The following is a 17,923-nucleotide window of genomic DNA, read 5'->3' on the forward strand; positions in this document are numbered from 1 at the left end:
GAATTGACTGATGGTCTTGTGGTATACCAACGTACAGGCATATCAACATGCGAGGGAGACTCATGCCCGCGATCATCCGCAAGACCCTGCTTCACAAGGAAACCACCTTTATCGAGGGCGGCAAGGCCGCACCCGTGCCGCTGGAGCTTGTCGCCGCCGTGGCGGTGATCAAGAACCCCTGGTACGGGCTGGGTTTCGTCGAGGATCTGCGGCCTGCCATCGCCGATGTGGCCCCGGGCCTGGGCGAGCTGCTGACCGCGATGATCATCGATACCTGCGGCGGCGGTGACAAGGTCGAGGGCTACGGCAAGTCCGCCATCGTCGGCCTGGGCGGAGAGGTGGAACATGCCTCGGCGCTGATCCACACGCTGCGCTTTGGCAACCATTACCGCCAGGCGGTAGGGGCGAAATCCTACCTGTCCTTCTGCAACACCCGGGGCGGGGCCAATGCGCCGCTGCTGATCCCGCTGATGGACAAGAACGATGGCGGCCGCCGCTCTCACTACCTGACCATCCAGCTGGCGATCCCCGATGCCCCCGCCGAGGACGAGATCGTCGTGGCCCTTGGCGCCTCCAACGCCGGGCGTCCGCATCATCGCATCGGCGACCGGTACCAGGATCTGAAGGACATGGGTCATGACGTCGACAACCCTGCGGCTGTCTGACGGGCGCGCTGCGGCGATCCTGGAAGAGGGGCAGGGCGATGTCCTGCTCCTGATCCACGGGGTCGGGTTGCAGAAGGCGGCCTGGGCGGCGCAGATCGCCGCCCTGTCGCCCCGGATGCGGGTCGTTGCGGTGGACATGCCCGGCCATGGCGGCAGCGATCCCTTGCCCGAAGGCAGCCTGCTGCCCGATTTCGTTGCCTGGGCGGCGCGGGTGATCGAGGCGCTGGATTGTGGTCCGGTCAGCCTGGCGGGGCATTCCATGGGCGCTTTGATCGCCGCTGGCACTGCCATCGAACGCCCCGATCTGGTGACGCGCCTCGCTGTGCTGAACGGCGTCTTCCGCCGCTCTGAGGCCGCCCGCGCCGCCGTCATCGCCCGCGCCGACGAGATGGCGCAGGGCGAAAAGGACATCGACGGCCCGATTGCCCGCTGGTTCGATGCCTCTCCCGCCGACCAGGCCCATGCGGCGCTGGCGCGCGGCTGGCTGACCCAGGTCGATCCCGCCGCCTATGCCACGGTCTACGGCGCCTTCGCGCGCGGCGATGCCACCTATGCCGACCGCTGGGCGCAGCTGTCCTGCCCGGTGCTGGTGCTGACGGCGGATGGCGATCCGAACTCCACCCCCGCCATGGCCCGCGCCATGGCCGAGGCCGCGCCGCGCGCGGAACTTAAGATCATCGAGGGGCACCGCCACATGGTGCCGATGACCGCGCCCGATGAGGTCAGCGCGGCGATCCTGTGCTGGCACGGGCTGGATCTGGTCACCCGCTGACCGCCGGGGCGCATGGCCCCAATTGCAGATCCCGTCCGAAGGACACCGCCCATGAAATTCTCACTCTTCATCCACCTTGAACGCCTGAACGCCGAACAGCCCCAGCAGCAGCTTTACGAGGAATACCTCGCGCTGTGCGAGATCGCCGATCGCGGCGGAATGCACGCCATCTGGACCGGCGAACATCACGGCATGAACTTCACCATCGCGCCCAACCCCTTCCTGCAACTGGTGGATCTGGCGCGGCGCACGAAGAACGTGCGGCTGGGCACCGGCACCGTGGTCGCGCCCTTCTGGCATCCGATCCGCCTGGCCGGCGAGGCCGCGATGACCGACATCCTGACCGGGGGCCGGCTGGAACTTGGCATCGCACGCGGCGCCTATTCCTATGAATACGAACGCATGGTGCCCGGCATGGATGCCGTCACCGCCGGCGAGCGTCTGCGCGAGATGGTGCCCGCGGTGGAGGCGCTCTGGAAGGGCGATTATGCCCATGAGGGCACCTACTGGCAGTTCCCCGCGACCACCTCGGCGCCCCAGCCCCTGCAACCGGAGGGGCCGCCGATCTGGATCGCCGCCCGCGAACCCGCCAGCCACGACTTCGCGGTCAGGAACGGCTGGAACGTGCAGGTGACGCCGCTGGCCGCGCCGGACTCCCAGGTCGACACGCTGATCGGCAATTTCAACGCCGCCTGCGCCGCCCATCCCGAGGTGAAGCGCCCCCGGATCATGCTGCTGCGCCACACCTACGTGGCCGACAGCGCCGCCGATGCCGACCTTGGCGCCGAAGAGATCAACGTCTTCTACAACTACTTCGGTGCCTGGTTCAAAAACCAGCGCCCCGTCACCCAGGGCCTGATCGAGACCCTGAGCGACGAGGAGATCGCCGCCAACCCGATGTTCTCGGCCGAGGGGATGCGGCAGAACTGCGTCGTCGGCGAGGCCCCCGAGGTGATCGCCCGCCTCAAGGCCTACGAGGCGCAGGGCTTTGACGAATATTCCTTCTGGATCGACACCGGCATGAGCTTCGAACGCAAGAAGGCCTCCCTTACCCGCTTCATCGAAGAGGTCATGCCCGCCTTCGCCTGAGAGGACCGAATGGAACAGTTCCAACACTATATCGACGGCTGCTTCGAGCCGGGCTCGGCCCGTTTCGAAAGCACCGATCCCGCCACCGGCGCCGTCTGGGCCGAGATGCCCGAGGCCCGTGCGCCGGACGTCAACCGCGCGGTCGAGGCGGCTGCGCGTGCGCTGAAGGCCCCGGCCTGGCGCGCCCTGACCGCCACCGCACGCGGCAAGCTGCTGATGCGGCTGGCCGATCTGGTCGAACGCGATGCCCGGCGGCTGGCGCTGCTGGAGACCCGCGACACCGGCAAGATCATCCGCGAGACCTCGGCCCAGATCGCCTATGTGGCGGATTACTACCGCTATTACGCGGGCCTTGCCGACAAGATAGAAGGCGCCAGCCTTCCGATCGACAAGCCCGACATGGAGGTCACGCTGCGCCGCGAACCCCTGGGTGTGGTGGCGGCAGTGGTGCCCTGGAACAGCCAGCTGTTCCTCTCGGCGGTCAAGCTGGGCCCGGCGCTGGCGGCGGGCTGCACCGTGGTCCTGAAAGCCTCGGAAGAAGGCCCGGCGCCGCTTCTGGCCTTCGCGGAACTGGTGCACGAGGCGGGCTTCCCGCCCGGCGTGGTCAATGTGATCACAGGCTTTGGCGCGGACTGCGGTGCCGTGCTGACGACCCATCCCAAGGTTGCCCGCGTGGCCTTCACCGGCGGCCCCGAGACCGCCCGCCAGATCGTGCGCAACAGCGCCGAGAACCTCGCCGTGACCTCGCTTGAGCTGGGCGGCAAGTCGCCCTTCATCGTCTTCGCGGATGCCGATCTCGACAGTGCGGCCAATGCCCAGGTGGCGGGGATCTTCGCGGCGACGGGGCAAAGCTGCACCGCCGGCTCGCGGCTGCTGGTGCAGGCCAGTGTCGCCGATGAATTCGCCTGCCGCCTGCGCGAGAAGGCCGAGGCGATCCGCATCGGCGCCCCCGATGAGATGGAGACCGAAGTCGGGCCGCTCTGCACCCTGCGCCAGCGCGAGAAGATCCAGGCGGTGGTCGATGCCTCGGTCGGGCAGGGCGCTCGGTTGCTGACCGGCGGCGTGATCCCCGAGGGTCCGGGCCGCTACTATCCGCCGACGATCCTCGATTGCCGCAAGGCGCCGAAGGCGCCGGTGATCTGCCAGGAGCTGTTCGGCCCGGTCCTCGCCCTCCAGACCTTCGAGACCGAGGCCGAGGCGCTGGAACTGGCCAATGGCACGGATTACGCCTTTGCCGCCGGGGTCTTCACGACGAACCTCACGCGGGCGCACCGGATGATGCGCGACCTCGACGCGGGGATCGTCTGGGTGAACACCTATCGCGCGGTCTCTCCCATCGCGCCCTTCGGCGGTTCCGGCCTCTCGGGGCATGGCCGCGAGGGCGGGCTGGCCGCCGCGCTGGAGTACACCAAGGTCAAGACGGTCTGGATGCGGCTGTCGGACGACCCGATTCCCGATCCCTTCGTGATGCGCTGACCGCCGGGGCGATCCGGTCCGCCGCCGGCTTCGGGCCGAAGGCGGGCCGGAAAGGCCGATCTTTTCCGGTCCGCCCCTGATCCCGCCCTTGCATTCGACGTTGGCGTTATTGCATGGCAGGACCCATCCGGTCATCCTGTGCAACGCGGTGTTGCAGTATGGGTGATGCCGCGGATGGGGGAAAGAAATGGGTGACCTTGCAGTAGACACCTCGGCGGTTCTGGCCTTGCTGGCGGCGGTGCCGCGGGCGGGACAGCGGGTGATCCTGGCCATTGCCGGGCCGCCCGGTGCCGGCAAGTCGACATTGGCCAGTGCCGTGGTGCGTGCTTTGGACGCGGTGCAGCCGGGGCAGGCGGCCCTGCTGCCGATGGATGGATTCCACCTTGAGAATGAAGAGCTTGACGCCCGCGGCCTGCGCGCCGTCAAGGGCGCACCGCAGACCTTCGACGCCCAGGGCTATCTGGATCTGATCGCCCGGGTGCGTGCCGATGACGGCCCGCTTGAATATCCGCTGTTCGACCGGGCCGCCGATTGCAGCCGCCCCGGTGCCGGACGGCTGGAGGCCCGCACCCGCATCGTGGTGACCGAGGGCAACTACCTGCTGTGCAGCGCCGCGCCCTGGGAAAAGCTGCGGGATCAATTCGATGCCCGCGTGCTGCTCTCTCCGCCGCTGGAAGAGCTGGAACGCCGCCTGACGCAACGCTGGCTGGACCACGGGCTGAGCCGGGAGAGCGCGCGGGCACGGGCGCTTGGCAATGACATTCCCAACGCCCGTTTCGTCCTCGGGCACAGCGCGGGGGCCGATCTGGTGCTGTCGCTTTAGGCAGGCCGGTGCCGCTGCGGGGCCGGGGGCTGGCCGGGGCGGGGGCTTTTCTGGCACAATGGGGCGGAACAGACCCGCCAAGGAGGGACAGGCCATGGCTCCGTCCATTCCCCAGCTCAAGACCCGGACCCGCACCCGGGCCGAGCGGCCCCGGCTCTACAAGGTGATCCTGCTGAACGACGACTTCACGCCGCGCGACTTCGTGGTGACGGTGCTGAAGGCGATCTTCCGCATGACCGAGGGCGAGGCCCTGGGCGTCATGATGACGGCCCATCAGCGCGGCGCCTGCGTGGTCGCCGTCTTCACCCGCGAGATTGCCGAGGAAAAATGCCTGCGCGCCAATGACGAAGGGCGCCGGGCCGGCCATCCGCTTGCCTTCACCACCGAACGCGAGGAGTAGGGTGCGCGGCGGTTGACGCGGGGGCGCCTGTCGTGCCCCTCTGGCGTCATGCAGATCATGATCAATCCCCATCGCGGACATGGCCTGGACGATCCCGCCCTGGCCGAGATCCCGTTTCCCGCGCAGGATGCCGGCCCGCCGCGCGCCCTGATGGCCCGCTGCCCCCGTGCCGGCGCCACCCCCCTGGTCGAACTGCCCGGGCTGGCCCGCCAGGCCGGAGTTGCGGGGCTTTACGTCAAGGATGAACGGGCCCGCATGGGGCTGGGCAGTTTCAAGGCGCTTGGCGCCGCCTATGTGGTGGCCTGCGATGCTGCCGAGGGGCCGGTGACGGGGCGCAGCTATGTCACCGCCAGCGCGGGTAATCACGGGCTTTCGCTGGCCGCCGGTGCCGCGGCCTTCGGGGCCAGGGCGGTGATCTACCTCTCCGCAACCGTGCCCGAGGGCTTTGCCGCCCGTCTGGCCGCCGAGGGCGCCGAGGTGCGCCGCGCCGGGACCACCTATGAGGACAGCATGGCCGCTGCCGCCGAAGCCGCCCGGACCGAGGGGCTGGAGCTGGTCTCGGACAGTTCCTGGCCCGGCTACGTGACGCGGCCGCATCGGCTGATGGAGGGGTATCTGGTGCTGGCGGCCGAGGCCGTGGCGCAGATGCCGGTGCCCCCCAGCCATGTCTTCCTGCAGGCCGGGGTCGGCGGGCTGGCCGCCGCCGCCGCGGCCCATATGCGCGCCGCCTGGGGCGATGCGCCGGTGATCACCGTGGTCGAACCCGAAGCCGCGCCGGCGCTGGTCGCTTCGGTCCGGGCAGGCCGGGCGGTGACGACAAAGGGGCCGGTGTCGATCATGGGGCGGCTCGATTGCAAGGTGCCCTCGCTGATCGCGCTGAAGGGCCTGGCGCGGGATGCCGATGCCTTCCTGACGCTGACCGAGGCCGAGGCGGCCGAGGCGAGCGAACGGGTGGCGCGGGCCGGTCTGCCCTCGACGCCTTCGGGGGTGGCGGGGCTGGCCGGGCTGTTGGCGGCGGGACCGGCGGTCCCGGGCCTTGATGCCGCGGCGCGGGTGCTTTGCATCCTGTCGGAACAGGCCGATCCATGATCCCCGGCGGCTTCCCCGAGGCCGAGCACCGCGCCCGGCTGGCCGCCTGCCAGCGCGCCATGGCCGAGGCGGGCCTTGAGGCGCTCCTGCTGACGACCGAGCCCGAGCTGCGCTATCTCTCGGGGTTCCTCACCCGGTTCTGGGAAAGTCCGACGCGGCCCTGGTTCCTGGTGGTGCCCGTCTCGGGCGACCCGGTGGCGGTGATCCCGTCCATCGGGGTGGCGCTGATGGCGCGCGGCTGGATCCGCGATATCCGCAGCTGGCGCTCTCCGGATTACCGCGATGACGGCATCGGCCTGCTGGCCGAGACGCTGAGAGAGTGCACCGGCCCCCGCGCAGCCATCGGGCTGCCCAGCGGGCCCGAGACGCATCTGCGGATGCCGATGGACAGTTACCACCGGCTGGCGACGTCGCTGGGCGCGCGCAGGCTGACCGGGGATGGCGGCCTGCTGCGCCGCCTGCGGATGGTGAAATCCGGGGCCGAGATCGAGCGTATCGCCACCGCCTGCGCCATCGCCGGACGCGCCTTTGCCGAGGTTCCCGCGCTGGTCCGCCCGGGTCTGTCCCTGGCCGAGGTGTTCCGCCGCTTCCAGATCGAGGGGCTGCGGCAGGGGGCGGACTGGGTGCCCTATCTGGCGGGCGCGGCGGCGCCGGGGGGCTATGCCGACGTGATCTCTCCGGCGACGGAAGCGCCCCTGCGGGCGGGCGATGTGCTGATGCTGGACACCGGGCTGGTTCACGCCGGCTATTTCTGCGACTTCGACCGCAACTTCAGCCTTGGCTCGCCTGCGCCGGAGGTCGCCCGCGCCCATGCCCGGCTGGTCGAGGCGACGCGCGCGGGGGCCGAGGCGGCGCGCCCCGGGGCCACGGTCGCCGACCTGTTCCATGCCATGGACCGGATCGTCACGGGGGGCGCCGGGGGCTCGGATGCCGGTCGGCTGGGTCATGGGCTGGGCATGCAGCTGACCGAGGCGCCCTCGTTGATCCCGGAGGATCACACGGTACTGGAGCCCGGCATGGTGCTGACGCTGGAGCCCGGCATCGCGCTGCCCGGCGGCAAGCTGATGGTGCATGAGGAGGATATCGTGATCACCGAAACCGGCATGTGCTGGCTGACCTCGCCCGCCGCCCCCGAGATCGTGCAGATCCCGGCATGAGCGCGCTGACCTTCACCCTGACTGCGCCGCCGCCCGCGCCGCTGGGGCTGATCGTGCTGCAATCCGACCAGACCATCGAGGCCGATTTCCGCCGCCTGTTGCCCGCGCGCGCCGAGCTGCTGGTCAGCCGTGTGCCTTCGGGCCTGGAGGTCACCCCCAAGAGCCTGGCGGCGATGGAGGGTGGGTTGGCCGGGGCGGCGGGGCTATTCCCGCGCGCTCTGCCGCTTTCCGTCGTGGGCTATGGCTGCACGTCGGGCGCGGCCCAGATCGGATCGGCGGCGGTGGCAGCCCAGATCACCCGGGGCGTCGCGACGGCGGCGGTGACCAACCCGGTTGCGGCGCTGATCGCGGCCTGTCGCCATATGGGCCTGCGCCGGCTGGGTCTGCTCTCTCCCTATGTGGCCGCGGTCTCGGGGCGGTTGCGTGCGGTGCTGTCAGAGGCCGGGATCGACACGCCGGTCTTCGGTTCCTTCGAGGTGGCGGAAGAGGCGCGGGTGGCGCGGATCGATGCGGCCTCGATTTCTGCGGCGGCTCTGGCGCTGGCCGAAAGCGCGGCGCTGGATGCGCTGTTCCTGTCCTGCACCAACCTGCGCACCCTTGATGTGATCCCGCCGCTGGAGGCGCGGCTGGGCCTGCCGGTGCTGGCCTCGAACCCGGTGCTTGCCTGGGACATGCTGCGCCTGGCGGGCCTGCCGCCCGGCCCCGGGGCCAAGGGGCGGCTGTTTGCGGCGCCGCAGCCCTAGCCGGCCTCGTTGCGGCGGCCCTGGCGGCGTCCGGATTGCGGGCCGTCGCAGGCGGCCTCGGCCAGAAGGCGGCGCAGGACCTGGGCGCGGATCGGCTTGGCGATGACATCATCCATCCCGGCGGCGCGCAGGCTTTCGGCAATGTCGCCGCCGACATGGGCGGTCAGCGCGACGATCCGGCTGTCCGCCGAGGCGCCGGGACCGCTGCGGATCGCCCGCGTCGCCTCGTAGCCGTCCATCACCGGCATCGACACGTCCATCAGGATCACGTCGAAGCGCTGCGCCGCGCTGGCGGCCACCCCCTGCGCGCCATCCTCGGCCTCGGTCACATGGTGGCCGTCGCGTTCCAGCATCCGGCGGGCGACGAAGCGGTTGGTGGGGTTGTCCTCCACCAGCAGGATGTCGAGGGCACGTTGCGCCACCGGCAGATCCTCGCGCCGGTCCGGACGGGCCGGGGCGGCGGCAGGCAGGGGCAGTTCCAGCGTGAAGAGGCTGCCAACCTCCGGTCGGCTGGAGACAGAGATCCGCCCGCCCATCGCCAGGGTCAGCTGCCGCGCGATACCCAGGCCCAGACCGGTGCCCTGGATCTGCCGGTGCACCGCCCCGTCCAGCCGCACGAAATCGTCGAAGATCCGTTCGCGCTCCTCGGCGCTCATGCCGATGCCGGTGTCGCGGACCCGGAAGACCATCTGCGTTTCCTCGCGGGCGAGGGTGACCTCGATCTCGCCGCCCTCGGTGAACTTGACCGCGTTGGAGACCAGGTTCAGCAGCACCTGGCGCAGCCGCGTGGCATCCCCGGTGACCCAGCCTGCCTGGGTCAGGCCACTGCGGAACAGCCGGTTGCCGGCCTTCATCGCGCGCGGCTTCTCGCTGGTCAGGATGTCGTCGATCAGCGCGTCCAGGTTGAAGGGGGCGCGGTGGATGGTGACATCCCCGCCCTCGATCTGGGTGATGTCGAGCACGTCGTTGACCAGTTGCAGAAGCGTCTCGGCCGAATTGCGCACCACCCCGAGATAGGCCGTGCAGTCGCTGCTGTCGGGGGCTTCCTGCACCAGGTCGAGCGTGCCGAGGATGCCATTCAGGGGGGTGCGCATCTCGTGGCTGATCACGCCGAGGAACCGCGCCTTGGCCCGTTCGCCCGCCAGCGCCTGATCGCGGGAGGCCTTCAGCTGGGCCTCGATGGCGACCTGGTGGGAGATGTCGCGGATCACGCAGACAAGCACCGGCCCGTCGTTGTCGGTGGCGGTCATCGACAGCTCGATCGGGAAGCGGCCGCCGTCGACGCGGTAGCCCGACAGCCGGTAGCCGGTATGGGCACCGCCGGCGCAGGCCTCGAACAGGTCGGCGCCGCGCACGGGTTCCAGGGCATCCTCGCGACGCAGGAAGTCCCCGGCGGCGACCTCGCGGATCTGCGCTTCGGAAAAGCCGAACATCAGCTGTGCCGCCCGGTTGGCACTGCGCAAATGGCCGTCCGGATCCAGCACGACGATGGCATCGCGCGAGGTGCGGAAGATGGTTTCCAGCCGCGCGGCAGCCTCGCGCCCCTGGTCCAGGCGGCGCCGTGCGATCAGCGCCAGCTGCCGGAACAGGACCACCATGGCGCAGAGCACGGTGATCAGTCCCAGGGTTGCCAGCGCCAGGCCGCGCAGCACCTGGAAGACACCTTCGCGGGCGCGGTCGGACTGGGCCACCATGACCTGGTTGGCGATGGACAGGATGCGCCGGATCTCCTGCCGGCTTCCGGTCAGCGTGCCGTGCAGGTCCGGCAGCGCGCGGGCCAGCCGGGTGTCGGCGCCGTCGATCAGAGGCACCATGCCATAGACCCGCGCCCGGATCGCGTCGAAACTGACGGTGACGGACGGGTCGCCGAGCGCCTGCAGGTAGGCGCGGCCCCGGCTCAGGGTCTCGAACCGGCTGTAGAGAATGTCGTAGCGCGTCCTGACCTCGGCCAGATGGGCCGGGTCGGGGGGCTGCGGCGTCGGCGCCAGGGCCAGCTGCGCCTCCATGATGGCGGTTTCGAACTTCAGGAACTCGACCTCGAGCTGGGTCAGGGTCCACTGGATGTTGTCCTGCCGGGACGAACCGAGCTCGGTCAGCTTTTCGCGGACATCGGTCAGCAGGTAGAGGATGACGCCGAGGCAGAGTGCGAGGATCAGACCCAGTACGCCCAGCCGCACCACGCCGGTATCGAGGCCGCTGCCGCTTGGCGCGCGCAAGGGGCCCGGAGCGGTCACGGGCGGGGGCGCTCGGCAGGCCCGACGGAGCGGAAGCTGGCCGACGACACCGGGTCTACTCGGTCACGGACAGGCGTTCGAGCTGCCAGATGGAATTGGAATAGATGACCTCCGTCTGGAAATCCGGCGAGGAATCATAGGGGTAGACCATCCAGAGCGGCCCCTTGCTGCGCAGGCTCATGGGGGCGCCGTTGCGGCTGTAGGCCAGGATCGCCCCGTCGGGACGGAAGGTCTGCACGGGGATGGTGATGGTGTAGTCATTGGCAGCCGTCAGGTGCACGGCGCCGCGGGTGATGCCCAGATGCGCCAGCAGCGTGGTCATGCGCACGCCGCGAAAGGTCTGCGGCCCCTCGGTCCAGATCGTCGAGGTGGTGAATTCCGTAGCCTCCAGCGCGTTCAGCGCGGCGCGATCCAGCCGGGTCACGCCGGCAGGCGTGGTCACGGTCAGCAGCACCGCGTCCTGGGGCGGGGCCTCGGTCGCGGCGTGGGCGGCGGGGGGGATCCCGGAAAGGCCGCAAAGCAGGGAAGCCGGCAGAAGCGCGGCCAGAAGCAGGGCGGTTCGGAACATGCGGGGCCTCTTTGCTGGGAACGGGCCGGCCCGTGCGGGGCCGGTTGGCGACCAGTGCTAAGCGCCAGATCTTAATGTTCCCTGTAGCTGCGGGCGGCGGCGACGCGTCGGGAAATTTCGGCAAATTCACGGCATCGCCTCCGAAGCCGGCCGGACCGGATTAAACCAATCTTCACGGCTGGGCTTCCATACCTCTGACGGGTCGCGGCCAGGGTCCCGTGCCCGGACGACGTTTCACGGTGCTATCACAAGGACACGAGATGGGCCTTTCCAGGATTCGTATTGCCTACCGGCTTCCGGCCGCCTTCCTGCTGATCGTCGCCCTGGCTCTGGGGGTACTTGCAGCGGTGTCCTACCGCTCGGCCCGGGCCACGCTTCTGGTCACCGGGGAAGAGCAGCTGAACGGCGTCGCCCGCGCCCGGGTGGGCGAGCTGGAGACCTGGGGCGCCTCGGTCGAAACCGACCTGCAGATGCAGGCCCGCAGCCCGCTGTTGTCGAACGCGCTGCAATCCTTCAGCGCCGCCTGGCAGGTGCTGGGCCCCGACGCGTCTGTCCGGCTGCGGCAGCTTTTCATCGAGGGGCCGGGGCTTGCGCCGTTCCAGCGCCAGGAGCTGTCCGATCCCGGCGACGGCTCGGTCTATGCGCGGGTGCATGAACGCTTTCACGACCATTTCCGCGCGCTGATGCGGCGCGGCGACTACCGCGACATCTATCTGTTCGATTCCAAGGGAAACATGGTCTATTCCGTGGCCAAGCAGGACGATTTCGCCCGCACGACAGAGGCCGGGAAGGGCGATGTCTTCCTCTCTGGCGTGGGCGAGATGCTGAATTCCGGCAAGGAGGGCCAGAGCCGGTTCATCGACTTCCAGGAATACGGCACCCTTGGAGAGATGTCGGCCTTCGTGCTGGCGCCGGTCATGGCCTTCGACGGCTCGGTTCTGGGCGTGGTGGCCTTCCGGATGAACCTGATGACGGTGACGGCGAAGGTGGGCAGCACCGGCGGGCTGGGGGCTTCGGGGCAGGTCTTCGTGATCGGCAGCGACGGTCGCGCCCGGTCCGAGGCCGAGGGCTGGAAGGGCGGCGCCCTGTCCGAGAGCTCGCCCCTGGCGCCCGCCCTGCAGGGCGAGTCCGGCGTGACCATGGAGGATCTGCCGGAAAGCGCGTTGAGCGGGCTGATGACGGCCTTCGCCCCGGCGCGGGTCTTCGGCAGCACCTGGATCGTCATCGTGTCGGAAAAGACCGATGAGCTGCTGCTGGCGGTGGCACGGTTCAGCCGGATGATGATGCTCTACGGCGCGATCACCCTGGTAGGGGCGGCAGCTGTGGGCCTGCTGATCGCGCTTGGCGTCACCCTGCCGCTGCGCGCGGTGGCCCGCAGCATCGAGAATGTCCGGGAGGAGATCTATGATGCACCGGTCCCCCATGTGGCGCGACGGGACGAGATCGGAGAGATCGGCCGTTCGATCGAGGCGCTGCGCGCCCGGCTGAGCGATGCCGCCGCCCTGACCCACGAGATGTCCTTCAAGAGCGCGGCGCTGGAATCGACCTCGGCGGCGCTGATGATCACGGATTCGGATTTCACCATCACCTACATGAACGAGGCGGTGCGCCGGATGATGCGCAACCAGGTGCAGGAATTCCGCAAGATATCCAAGAGCTTCGATGCCGATGGCCTGATCGGGGTCAATATGGACATCTTCCATGCCAAGCCGGCGCAGATCCGCGCCCTGGTGCAGGAGCCGGGCAAACTGCCGTTCCGTACCGATATCCGGGTCGGCGCTGCGCGAATCCAGATCGAGCTGAACGCGGTCTACGGGCCCGATGGCGATTTCGCAGGTCTCGTGGTGGAATGGGTCGACGTGACAGAGGAGCGCCGCAAGACGGCGGTGCTGTCGGCCATCGAGAAGGGCCAGATCATGGCCGATTTCGACATGACCGGGCGTTTCACCCGCGCAAACAACAATTTCGTGGTGCTGGCGGCCAGCTCGGCCGAGGCGCTGAGCGATCTGGATCTGTCGGACCTGGCGATATTCGAAGGCGACCTGCCCAGCGGCGAGGGAATGCTGGATACGTTGCGGCGGGGTGACCCGGTGCAGGGGCGCTTCCGGATCCGACGCCGCGACGGCGGCGAGGCGTTGGTCGAGGGGGGGCTCTACCCGGTTTTCGACCGTCGCGGAGAGACCACCGGCGCATCGCTGATCGGCTCGGATGTCACCGCCGCCCAGGCCGAGCTGCGCTCTGCCGAAGCCCGCCAGCACGCGATGCAGGAGGCGCAGCGCAGCGTGGTCGAGGCGCTGAGCGTTGGTATGCGCGACATCTCGCGCGGCGATCTGACCTCGCGGCTGACCGCGGCCTTCGCACCGGAATACGAACAGCTGCGCAGCGATTTCAACGATGCGCTGGAGAACCTGACCCAGGCGATGCGCAATGTTGCCAGCCAGACCAGCGCCATGCATCACGAGACCTCGGAGATCGTGAAGGCCGCGGACGAGATGTCGGTGCGCACCGAGCGCCAGGCGATGACCCTGCAGGAGACGGCGTCTTCGCTGGACGAGCTGACCACCAATATCACCCAGACGGCAAATGGTGCCGCCCGGGCCAACGAGGTGGTGACCGAGGCCCGGGCGCGGGCCGAGGAAAGCGGTGGCGTCGTCGACGAGGCCGAACGTGCCATGGCCGAGATCGCCGCCTCTTCCCAGGAAATCGTCAAGGTTATCAGCGTCATTGATGATATTTCCTTCCAGACCAACCTGCTGGCCCTGAACGCCGGGGTCGAGGCGGCACGCGCCGGAGAGGCCGGGCGCGGCTTTGCCGTGGTGGCGACGGAAGTGCGGGCGCTGGCACAGCGCTGCGCCAATGCGGCCGCCGAGATCAACCAGCTGATCACCGTGTCGGGGCAGCATGTGTCGCGCGGGGTGGAGCTGGTCGGGGTCACCGGCGAGACGCTGAAGAAGATTGTCGCTTCGATCTCGGAGATTTCCGATTACATCGCCGAAATCGCCCAGGCCGGCAAGGAACAGTCGGTGGGGCTGGGGCAGGTGAACTCGGCGGTGAATCAGATCGATCACGTGACCCAGCAGAACGCCGCGATGTTCGAAGAAACGACCTCGGCCAGCCATGCTCTGGCGCAGCGGGCCAATAGCCTGTCGGAAACCATCGGGCATTTCCGGATCGGTGACGCACCGGCGCCGGCCGCGCGCGGTCCGAAGACCGCCCGCAAGCCGGCGCGCCGCAACTCCGAAACGCGGGGCAACCTGGCGCTGGCCCGGGATAAGGCCCCGGAAGCTTCGGGCTGGGAAGATTTCTGATGGCGCCGCCGGACAGGGGGGCGGAGGCCCGGCGACCGTTGGTACGCGTGCTGATCGTCGATGATCAGCACACGGTCCAGAATTTGCTGCGCTACGGGCTGAACAAGGTCGAGGGGATCGAGGTCGTGGGCGTGGCCGATGATCCCTACATGGCGCGCGAGCTGATCAAGCAGTTGGAACCGGACGTGCTGACCCTGGATGTCGAGATGCCGCGCATGAGCGGGCTGGAATTCCTGGAACGGCTGATGCGGTTGCGCCCGATGCCGGTGGTGATGTTTTCCTCACTAACGCAGACCGGCAGCGAACATGCGATCCGGGCGCTGTCGCTGGGGGCGGTAGATGTGCTGCCCAAGCCGATGGGCGGCATCGACGATGCGCTGCTTGACCAGCTGGCGCGCCGGGTGCGGGCGGCGGCCCGGTTCCGGCGCGGCAGTCCGCGCGGGACGGCGCCGCCCACCGGCCTCAGCCCGTCGAGCCCGGCACAGATGCGGCGCTGGAACGGCCGCTCGGTGCTGATCGGCGCTTCTACCGGGGGCGTTGCCGCGGTGGAGACGGTTTTGCGGGCAATGCCGCTGGACTGCCCGCCCATCGTGATCTCGCAGCACATGCCGCCCAGCTTCCTGGTGAGCTTTGCAAAGCGGCTGGACGATGTGCTGCCGCAGAAGGTGCAGCTGGCGGGGGACGGGCTGGAGCTGAAGCAGGGGCAGATCTACCTGTCGCCCGGGGGCGAGGCGCATACCGGCATCCGTCGCAGCGGGCGCCAGCTTCGGACCGCGGCGATTTTCGCGCCGAAACGCAACGGACATATCCCTTCGGTAGACGAATTGTTCATGTCGGCGCGCGATTACGCTGAGACGGTGACCGCCGTGCTGCTGACTGGAATCGGCAAGGATGGGGCGGAGGGAATGCGGATGCTGAAACAGAACGGGGCCTATTGCATTGGTCAGGACGAAGCGACGAGCGTGGTCTACGGCATGCCCCGGGCGGCGGCCGAGCTGGGAATTCTCGATGCGCAGCTGCCCTTGGGCGAGATCGCAAAGGCAATCTGTAGCAGTTGCGATGCCGCGCATGGCTGAAGACGGAGAGTGATGTGAAACGGGCGACCGGCCGGGGGCCGAACATCAATATCACCCAGGATGAATTCGCGGTGTCTGATCGTCATGACGGCGTGATCACCACGATCCTTGGATCCTGCGTGGCCACCTGTATCTGGGATCCGATCGTGAAGGTCGGCGGCATGAACCATATCCTGGTGGCGCGATCCCATACCGCGCTCGGCATCAACGACTTTGCCGGGATCAACGCGATGGAGCTTCTGATCAACGCGCTGGTGCGTATGGGGGCCGACCGGGGCCGGCTGAATGCCAAGGTGTTCGGCGGCGCGGCCATGATCAACGGCCTGTCCGACATCGGCCATGCCAATGCCAGCTTCGTGCTGGAATTCCTGGAACGGGAGGGGATCCCGCTGATCGGCAAGAGCATTGGCGGCGGCTCGGCCCGCCAGATCCGGTTCTTCCCGAGCGATGGTCGCGCCATGCAGCGCACCGTGGCCGCCCCGCCGGACCTGGAGGTCAAGCGCAAGCCCGTGCAGGAGGAACGCAACGGCGTCGAACTGTTCTGATGCGAACGGCGTGCGGGCTTGCACACCGCGCCTTCCGAGACGATGCAACATGGGGCTGGCAACCGCAGGGGGTAAATTTCCCGTGAGGCGGAATTGCCCGCGCCACGGTGCAAGCCCGGCGCGGACCCTTGTGTCCGCAGGCCGGTGTCTGCCTGGAGGACGGGCGGGCCCAGGGGCGGGCCCGGAGGCGGACGGCCCTGCGCCGCGGGCCGGGTGCCTTCACCATCGACTTTCCACGGGCACACATTTTATACCGGCAGAGTTCAGATGGGGGCTTGCCGGGTGAGTTTCGTTGTTCACGTCATTGGTCTGTTGCTCGCCCTCTTCGGGGGGCTGATGTTCGCCGATGCGGCGCTGTTTCCGGAAACCGCCCGGATTTTCCTGACCGGCGGGGTGCTGGTGGTGCTGATCGGGGCGTCGCTGGCGCTGTCGACCTCGGCCCGGCTGCACGAACTGAACCGCCTGCATGCCTTCCTGCTGACCGCCGGCATGTGGATTGCCGCCGCCACCGCCGGGGCCGTGCCGCTCTGGCTGTGGAAGCTCAGCCCCGCCGACGCTTTCTTCGAAGCGATGTCGGGGATCACCACCACCGGCTCCACGGTGATGACGGGCCTTGATACCACTGCCCATGGCATCCTGTTCTGGCGCGCGCTTCTGCAATGGATCGGCGGCATCGGCTTCGTGGTCACGGGCCTGGCGCTGCTGCCGATCCTGCGGGTGGGGGGCATGCAGCTGTTCCGCACCGAAAGCAGCGAGCTGGGCGAGAAGGAGATGACCAGCACCGCGCGCTTCGCCATGGCCAGCTTTCTGGTCTACACCGGGCTGACGGTGCTGTGCCTTCTGACCTACCTGATCGGCGGCATGACCTTTTTCGAGGCGATCTGCCACGCCATGGCGACACTCTCGACCGGGGGGTATTCGACCTCCGACAGCTCTTTCGGACATTTCCAGAGCGGCTTCCTGCAATGGTCGGCGACGCTGTTCATGCTGGCCGGATCGCTGCCCTTCGCCTGGTACATCCGGGTGCTGCGCCGGGGCGATACCGCCAGCGAACAGGTTCGGATGCTGGTGCTGAGCCTGACCATCGCGACGCTGCTGCTGACCTTCTGGCGGGTCGCCACCGCTGGCGCCCCGATCTTCGAGACCCTGCGTCTGACCGCCTTCAACGTGGTCTCGGTGGTTTCGACCACCGGTTTTGCGACCACGGATTACACGACCTGGGGCTCGACGGCGGTGGTGGCCTTCTTCCTGCTGACGGTGGTCGGCGGCTGCACCGGCTCGACCTCGGGGGGGGCCAAGGTGATGCGCTGGATCATCCTGGGCCGGGCGCTGCGGGTGAAACTTCGGATGATCCGCGATCCGCATGGCGTCTTCGCCCTGCGCTACGAGGGACGCGCGGTGGAGCCGGATGTTCTGAGCGGGGTGATCAGCTTCTTCGTGCTCTACGCCGCCACGGTCTTCGGCCTCGCGGTGATCCTGGCCTTCCACGGGCTCGACATGGAAACGGCGGTCAGCGGCGCGCTGACGGCGGTGGCGAACGTCGGCCCCGGCATCGGCAGCCAGATCGGCCCGTCAAGCACCTTCGCCGACCTCTCCGACCCGGTGAAATGGGAGCTGTCCTTCGGCATGTACGCGGGCCGGCTGGAGATGATGACGGTTTTCGTCCTGTTCACCCGCACCTACTGGCGCGAGATCGCCTGACCGCTGATTCGGCCCGAATCCCCGGGGCGGGCAGGGCGGCCATGCAGGCGCTGCAAGCGCGGCCATGTTTCTGACACCTTTTGCGGCGCAGCGGGGGCAGATGGCCCAGGAGGGGCCGGAATTCGCACTCGTTGGTTAATTGTGCGCCGCCCAGAAACCCGGATCTTCATGGTTTGGTAAGATTTGGGGCGCTATCCGGAAATGACGTGGCGTTCCGGGGCCTGTGTGACGCGGATCCGGAAACAATGCCCCCCGAAAATTCCCGGTTTTCCTGAAA

The 17,923-nt window shown here is 68.5% G+C and carries 15 protein-coding genes; 13 read left to right on the top strand and 2 right to left on the bottom strand.

Annotated features, from left to right (window positions below; all coding sequences use genetic code 11):
* The first annotated feature begins 62 nt into the window (after window positions 1-62).
* The 9 genes from KM176_RS07365 (at window position 63) to KM176_RS07405 (ending at window position 8,214) form a co-directional block, all read left to right on the top strand.
* Window positions 63-665 (top strand): amino acid synthesis family protein, encoded by a 603-nt coding sequence (locus KM176_RS07365; RefSeq protein ID WP_160892916.1) that lies wholly within the window; start codon window positions 63-65, stop codon window positions 663-665.
* The gene (locus KM176_RS07370) at window positions 637-1,437 is read left to right on the top strand and encodes an alpha/beta fold hydrolase (protein WP_160892918.1); all 801 of its coding nucleotides are present in this window, start codon (window positions 637-639) and stop codon (window positions 1,435-1,437) included. The genes KM176_RS07365 and KM176_RS07370 overlap by 29 nt, the downstream gene beginning before the upstream one ends.
* Window positions 1,438-1,488: 51 nt before the next feature.
* A complete protein-coding gene (locus KM176_RS07375) occupies window positions 1,489-2,526 on the top strand; it encodes an LLM class flavin-dependent oxidoreductase (protein WP_160892920.1) in 1,038 nt (345 codons plus the stop codon).
* A gap of 9 nt (window positions 2,527-2,535) precedes the next feature.
* A complete protein-coding gene (locus KM176_RS07380) occupies window positions 2,536-4,002 on the top strand; it encodes an aldehyde dehydrogenase (protein WP_160892922.1) in 1,467 nt (488 codons plus the stop codon).
* 187 nt (window positions 4,003-4,189) lie between these two features.
* On the top strand, window positions 4,190-4,825 hold the full coding sequence (locus KM176_RS07385; protein ID WP_160892924.1) for a nucleoside/nucleotide kinase family protein: 636 nt from the start codon (window positions 4,190-4,192) through the stop codon (window positions 4,823-4,825).
* Between the two features lie 94 nt (window positions 4,826-4,919).
* Window positions 4,920-5,225: an ATP-dependent Clp protease adapter ClpS gene (gene clpS / locus KM176_RS07390; RefSeq protein ID WP_160892926.1), complete on the top strand. Its 306-nt coding sequence runs from the start codon at window positions 4,920-4,922 to the stop codon at window positions 5,223-5,225.
* A gap of 48 nt (window positions 5,226-5,273) precedes the next feature.
* Window positions 5,274-6,314, top strand: a complete 1,041-nt coding sequence (locus KM176_RS07395; protein ID WP_160892928.1) for a pyridoxal-phosphate dependent enzyme — start codon at window positions 5,274-5,276, stop codon at window positions 6,312-6,314.
* Complete coding sequence (locus tag KM176_RS07400) at window positions 6,311-7,471, top strand: M24 family metallopeptidase (RefSeq protein ID WP_160892930.1); 1,161 nt, start codon at window positions 6,311-6,313, stop codon at window positions 7,469-7,471. The genes KM176_RS07395 and KM176_RS07400 overlap by 4 nt, the downstream gene beginning before the upstream one ends.
* Window positions 7,468-8,214, top strand: coding sequence for a maleate cis-trans isomerase family protein (locus tag KM176_RS07405; protein ID WP_160892932.1), 747 nt, complete (start codon window positions 7,468-7,470; stop codon window positions 8,212-8,214). Before KM176_RS07400 ends, KM176_RS07405 begins: the two co-directional genes overlap by 4 nt.
* Here KM176_RS07405 and KM176_RS07410 read toward each other — a convergent pair.
* Both KM176_RS07410 and KM176_RS07415 read right to left on the bottom strand, forming a co-directional pair.
* Entirely contained in the window at window positions 8,211-10,430 is a 2,220-nt protein-coding gene (locus KM176_RS07410; protein WP_215558766.1) for a hybrid sensor histidine kinase/response regulator, read from the bottom strand. The genes KM176_RS07405 and KM176_RS07410 overlap by 4 nt on opposite strands.
* A 73-nt stretch (window positions 10,431-10,503) precedes the next feature.
* On the bottom strand, window positions 10,504-11,016 hold the full coding sequence (locus KM176_RS07415) for a molybdopterin-dependent oxidoreductase (protein ID WP_160892936.1): 513 nt from the start codon (window positions 11,014-11,016) through the stop codon (window positions 10,504-10,506).
* Between the two features lie 260 nt (window positions 11,017-11,276).
* Between KM176_RS07415 and KM176_RS07420 the strand changes: the two genes are divergently transcribed.
* The 4 genes from KM176_RS07420 to KM176_RS07435 all read left to right on the top strand — a co-directional run bounded on the left by KM176_RS07420 (window position 11,277) and on the right by KM176_RS07435 (window position 17,646).
* A complete protein-coding gene (locus KM176_RS07420) occupies window positions 11,277-14,324 on the top strand; it encodes a methyl-accepting chemotaxis protein (RefSeq protein ID WP_160892938.1) in 3,048 nt (1,015 codons plus the stop codon).
* A 47-nt stretch (window positions 14,325-14,371) separates the two neighbouring features.
* Window positions 14,372-15,400, top strand: coding sequence for a chemotaxis-specific protein-glutamate methyltransferase CheB (gene cheB / locus KM176_RS07425; protein ID WP_311136141.1), 1,029 nt, complete (start codon window positions 14,372-14,374; stop codon window positions 15,398-15,400).
* A gap of 14 nt (window positions 15,401-15,414) precedes the next feature.
* Window positions 15,415-15,945 carry a chemotaxis protein CheD gene (locus KM176_RS25280; protein WP_160892942.1) on the top strand — a complete coding sequence of 177 codons (531 nt, stop codon included), beginning with the start codon at window positions 15,415-15,417 and terminating at the stop codon, window positions 15,943-15,945.
* A gap of 336 nt (window positions 15,946-16,281) precedes the next feature.
* A complete protein-coding gene (locus tag KM176_RS07435) occupies window positions 16,282-17,646 on the top strand; it encodes a TrkH family potassium uptake protein (protein WP_236045214.1) in 1,365 nt (454 codons plus the stop codon).
* Window positions 17,647-17,923 lie beyond the last annotated feature (277 nt).

It is taken from the genome of Pseudooceanicola endophyticus, from assembly GCF_018760365.1.
GTDB lineage: Bacteria > Pseudomonadota > Alphaproteobacteria > Rhodobacterales > Rhodobacteraceae > Pseudooceanicola > Pseudooceanicola endophyticus.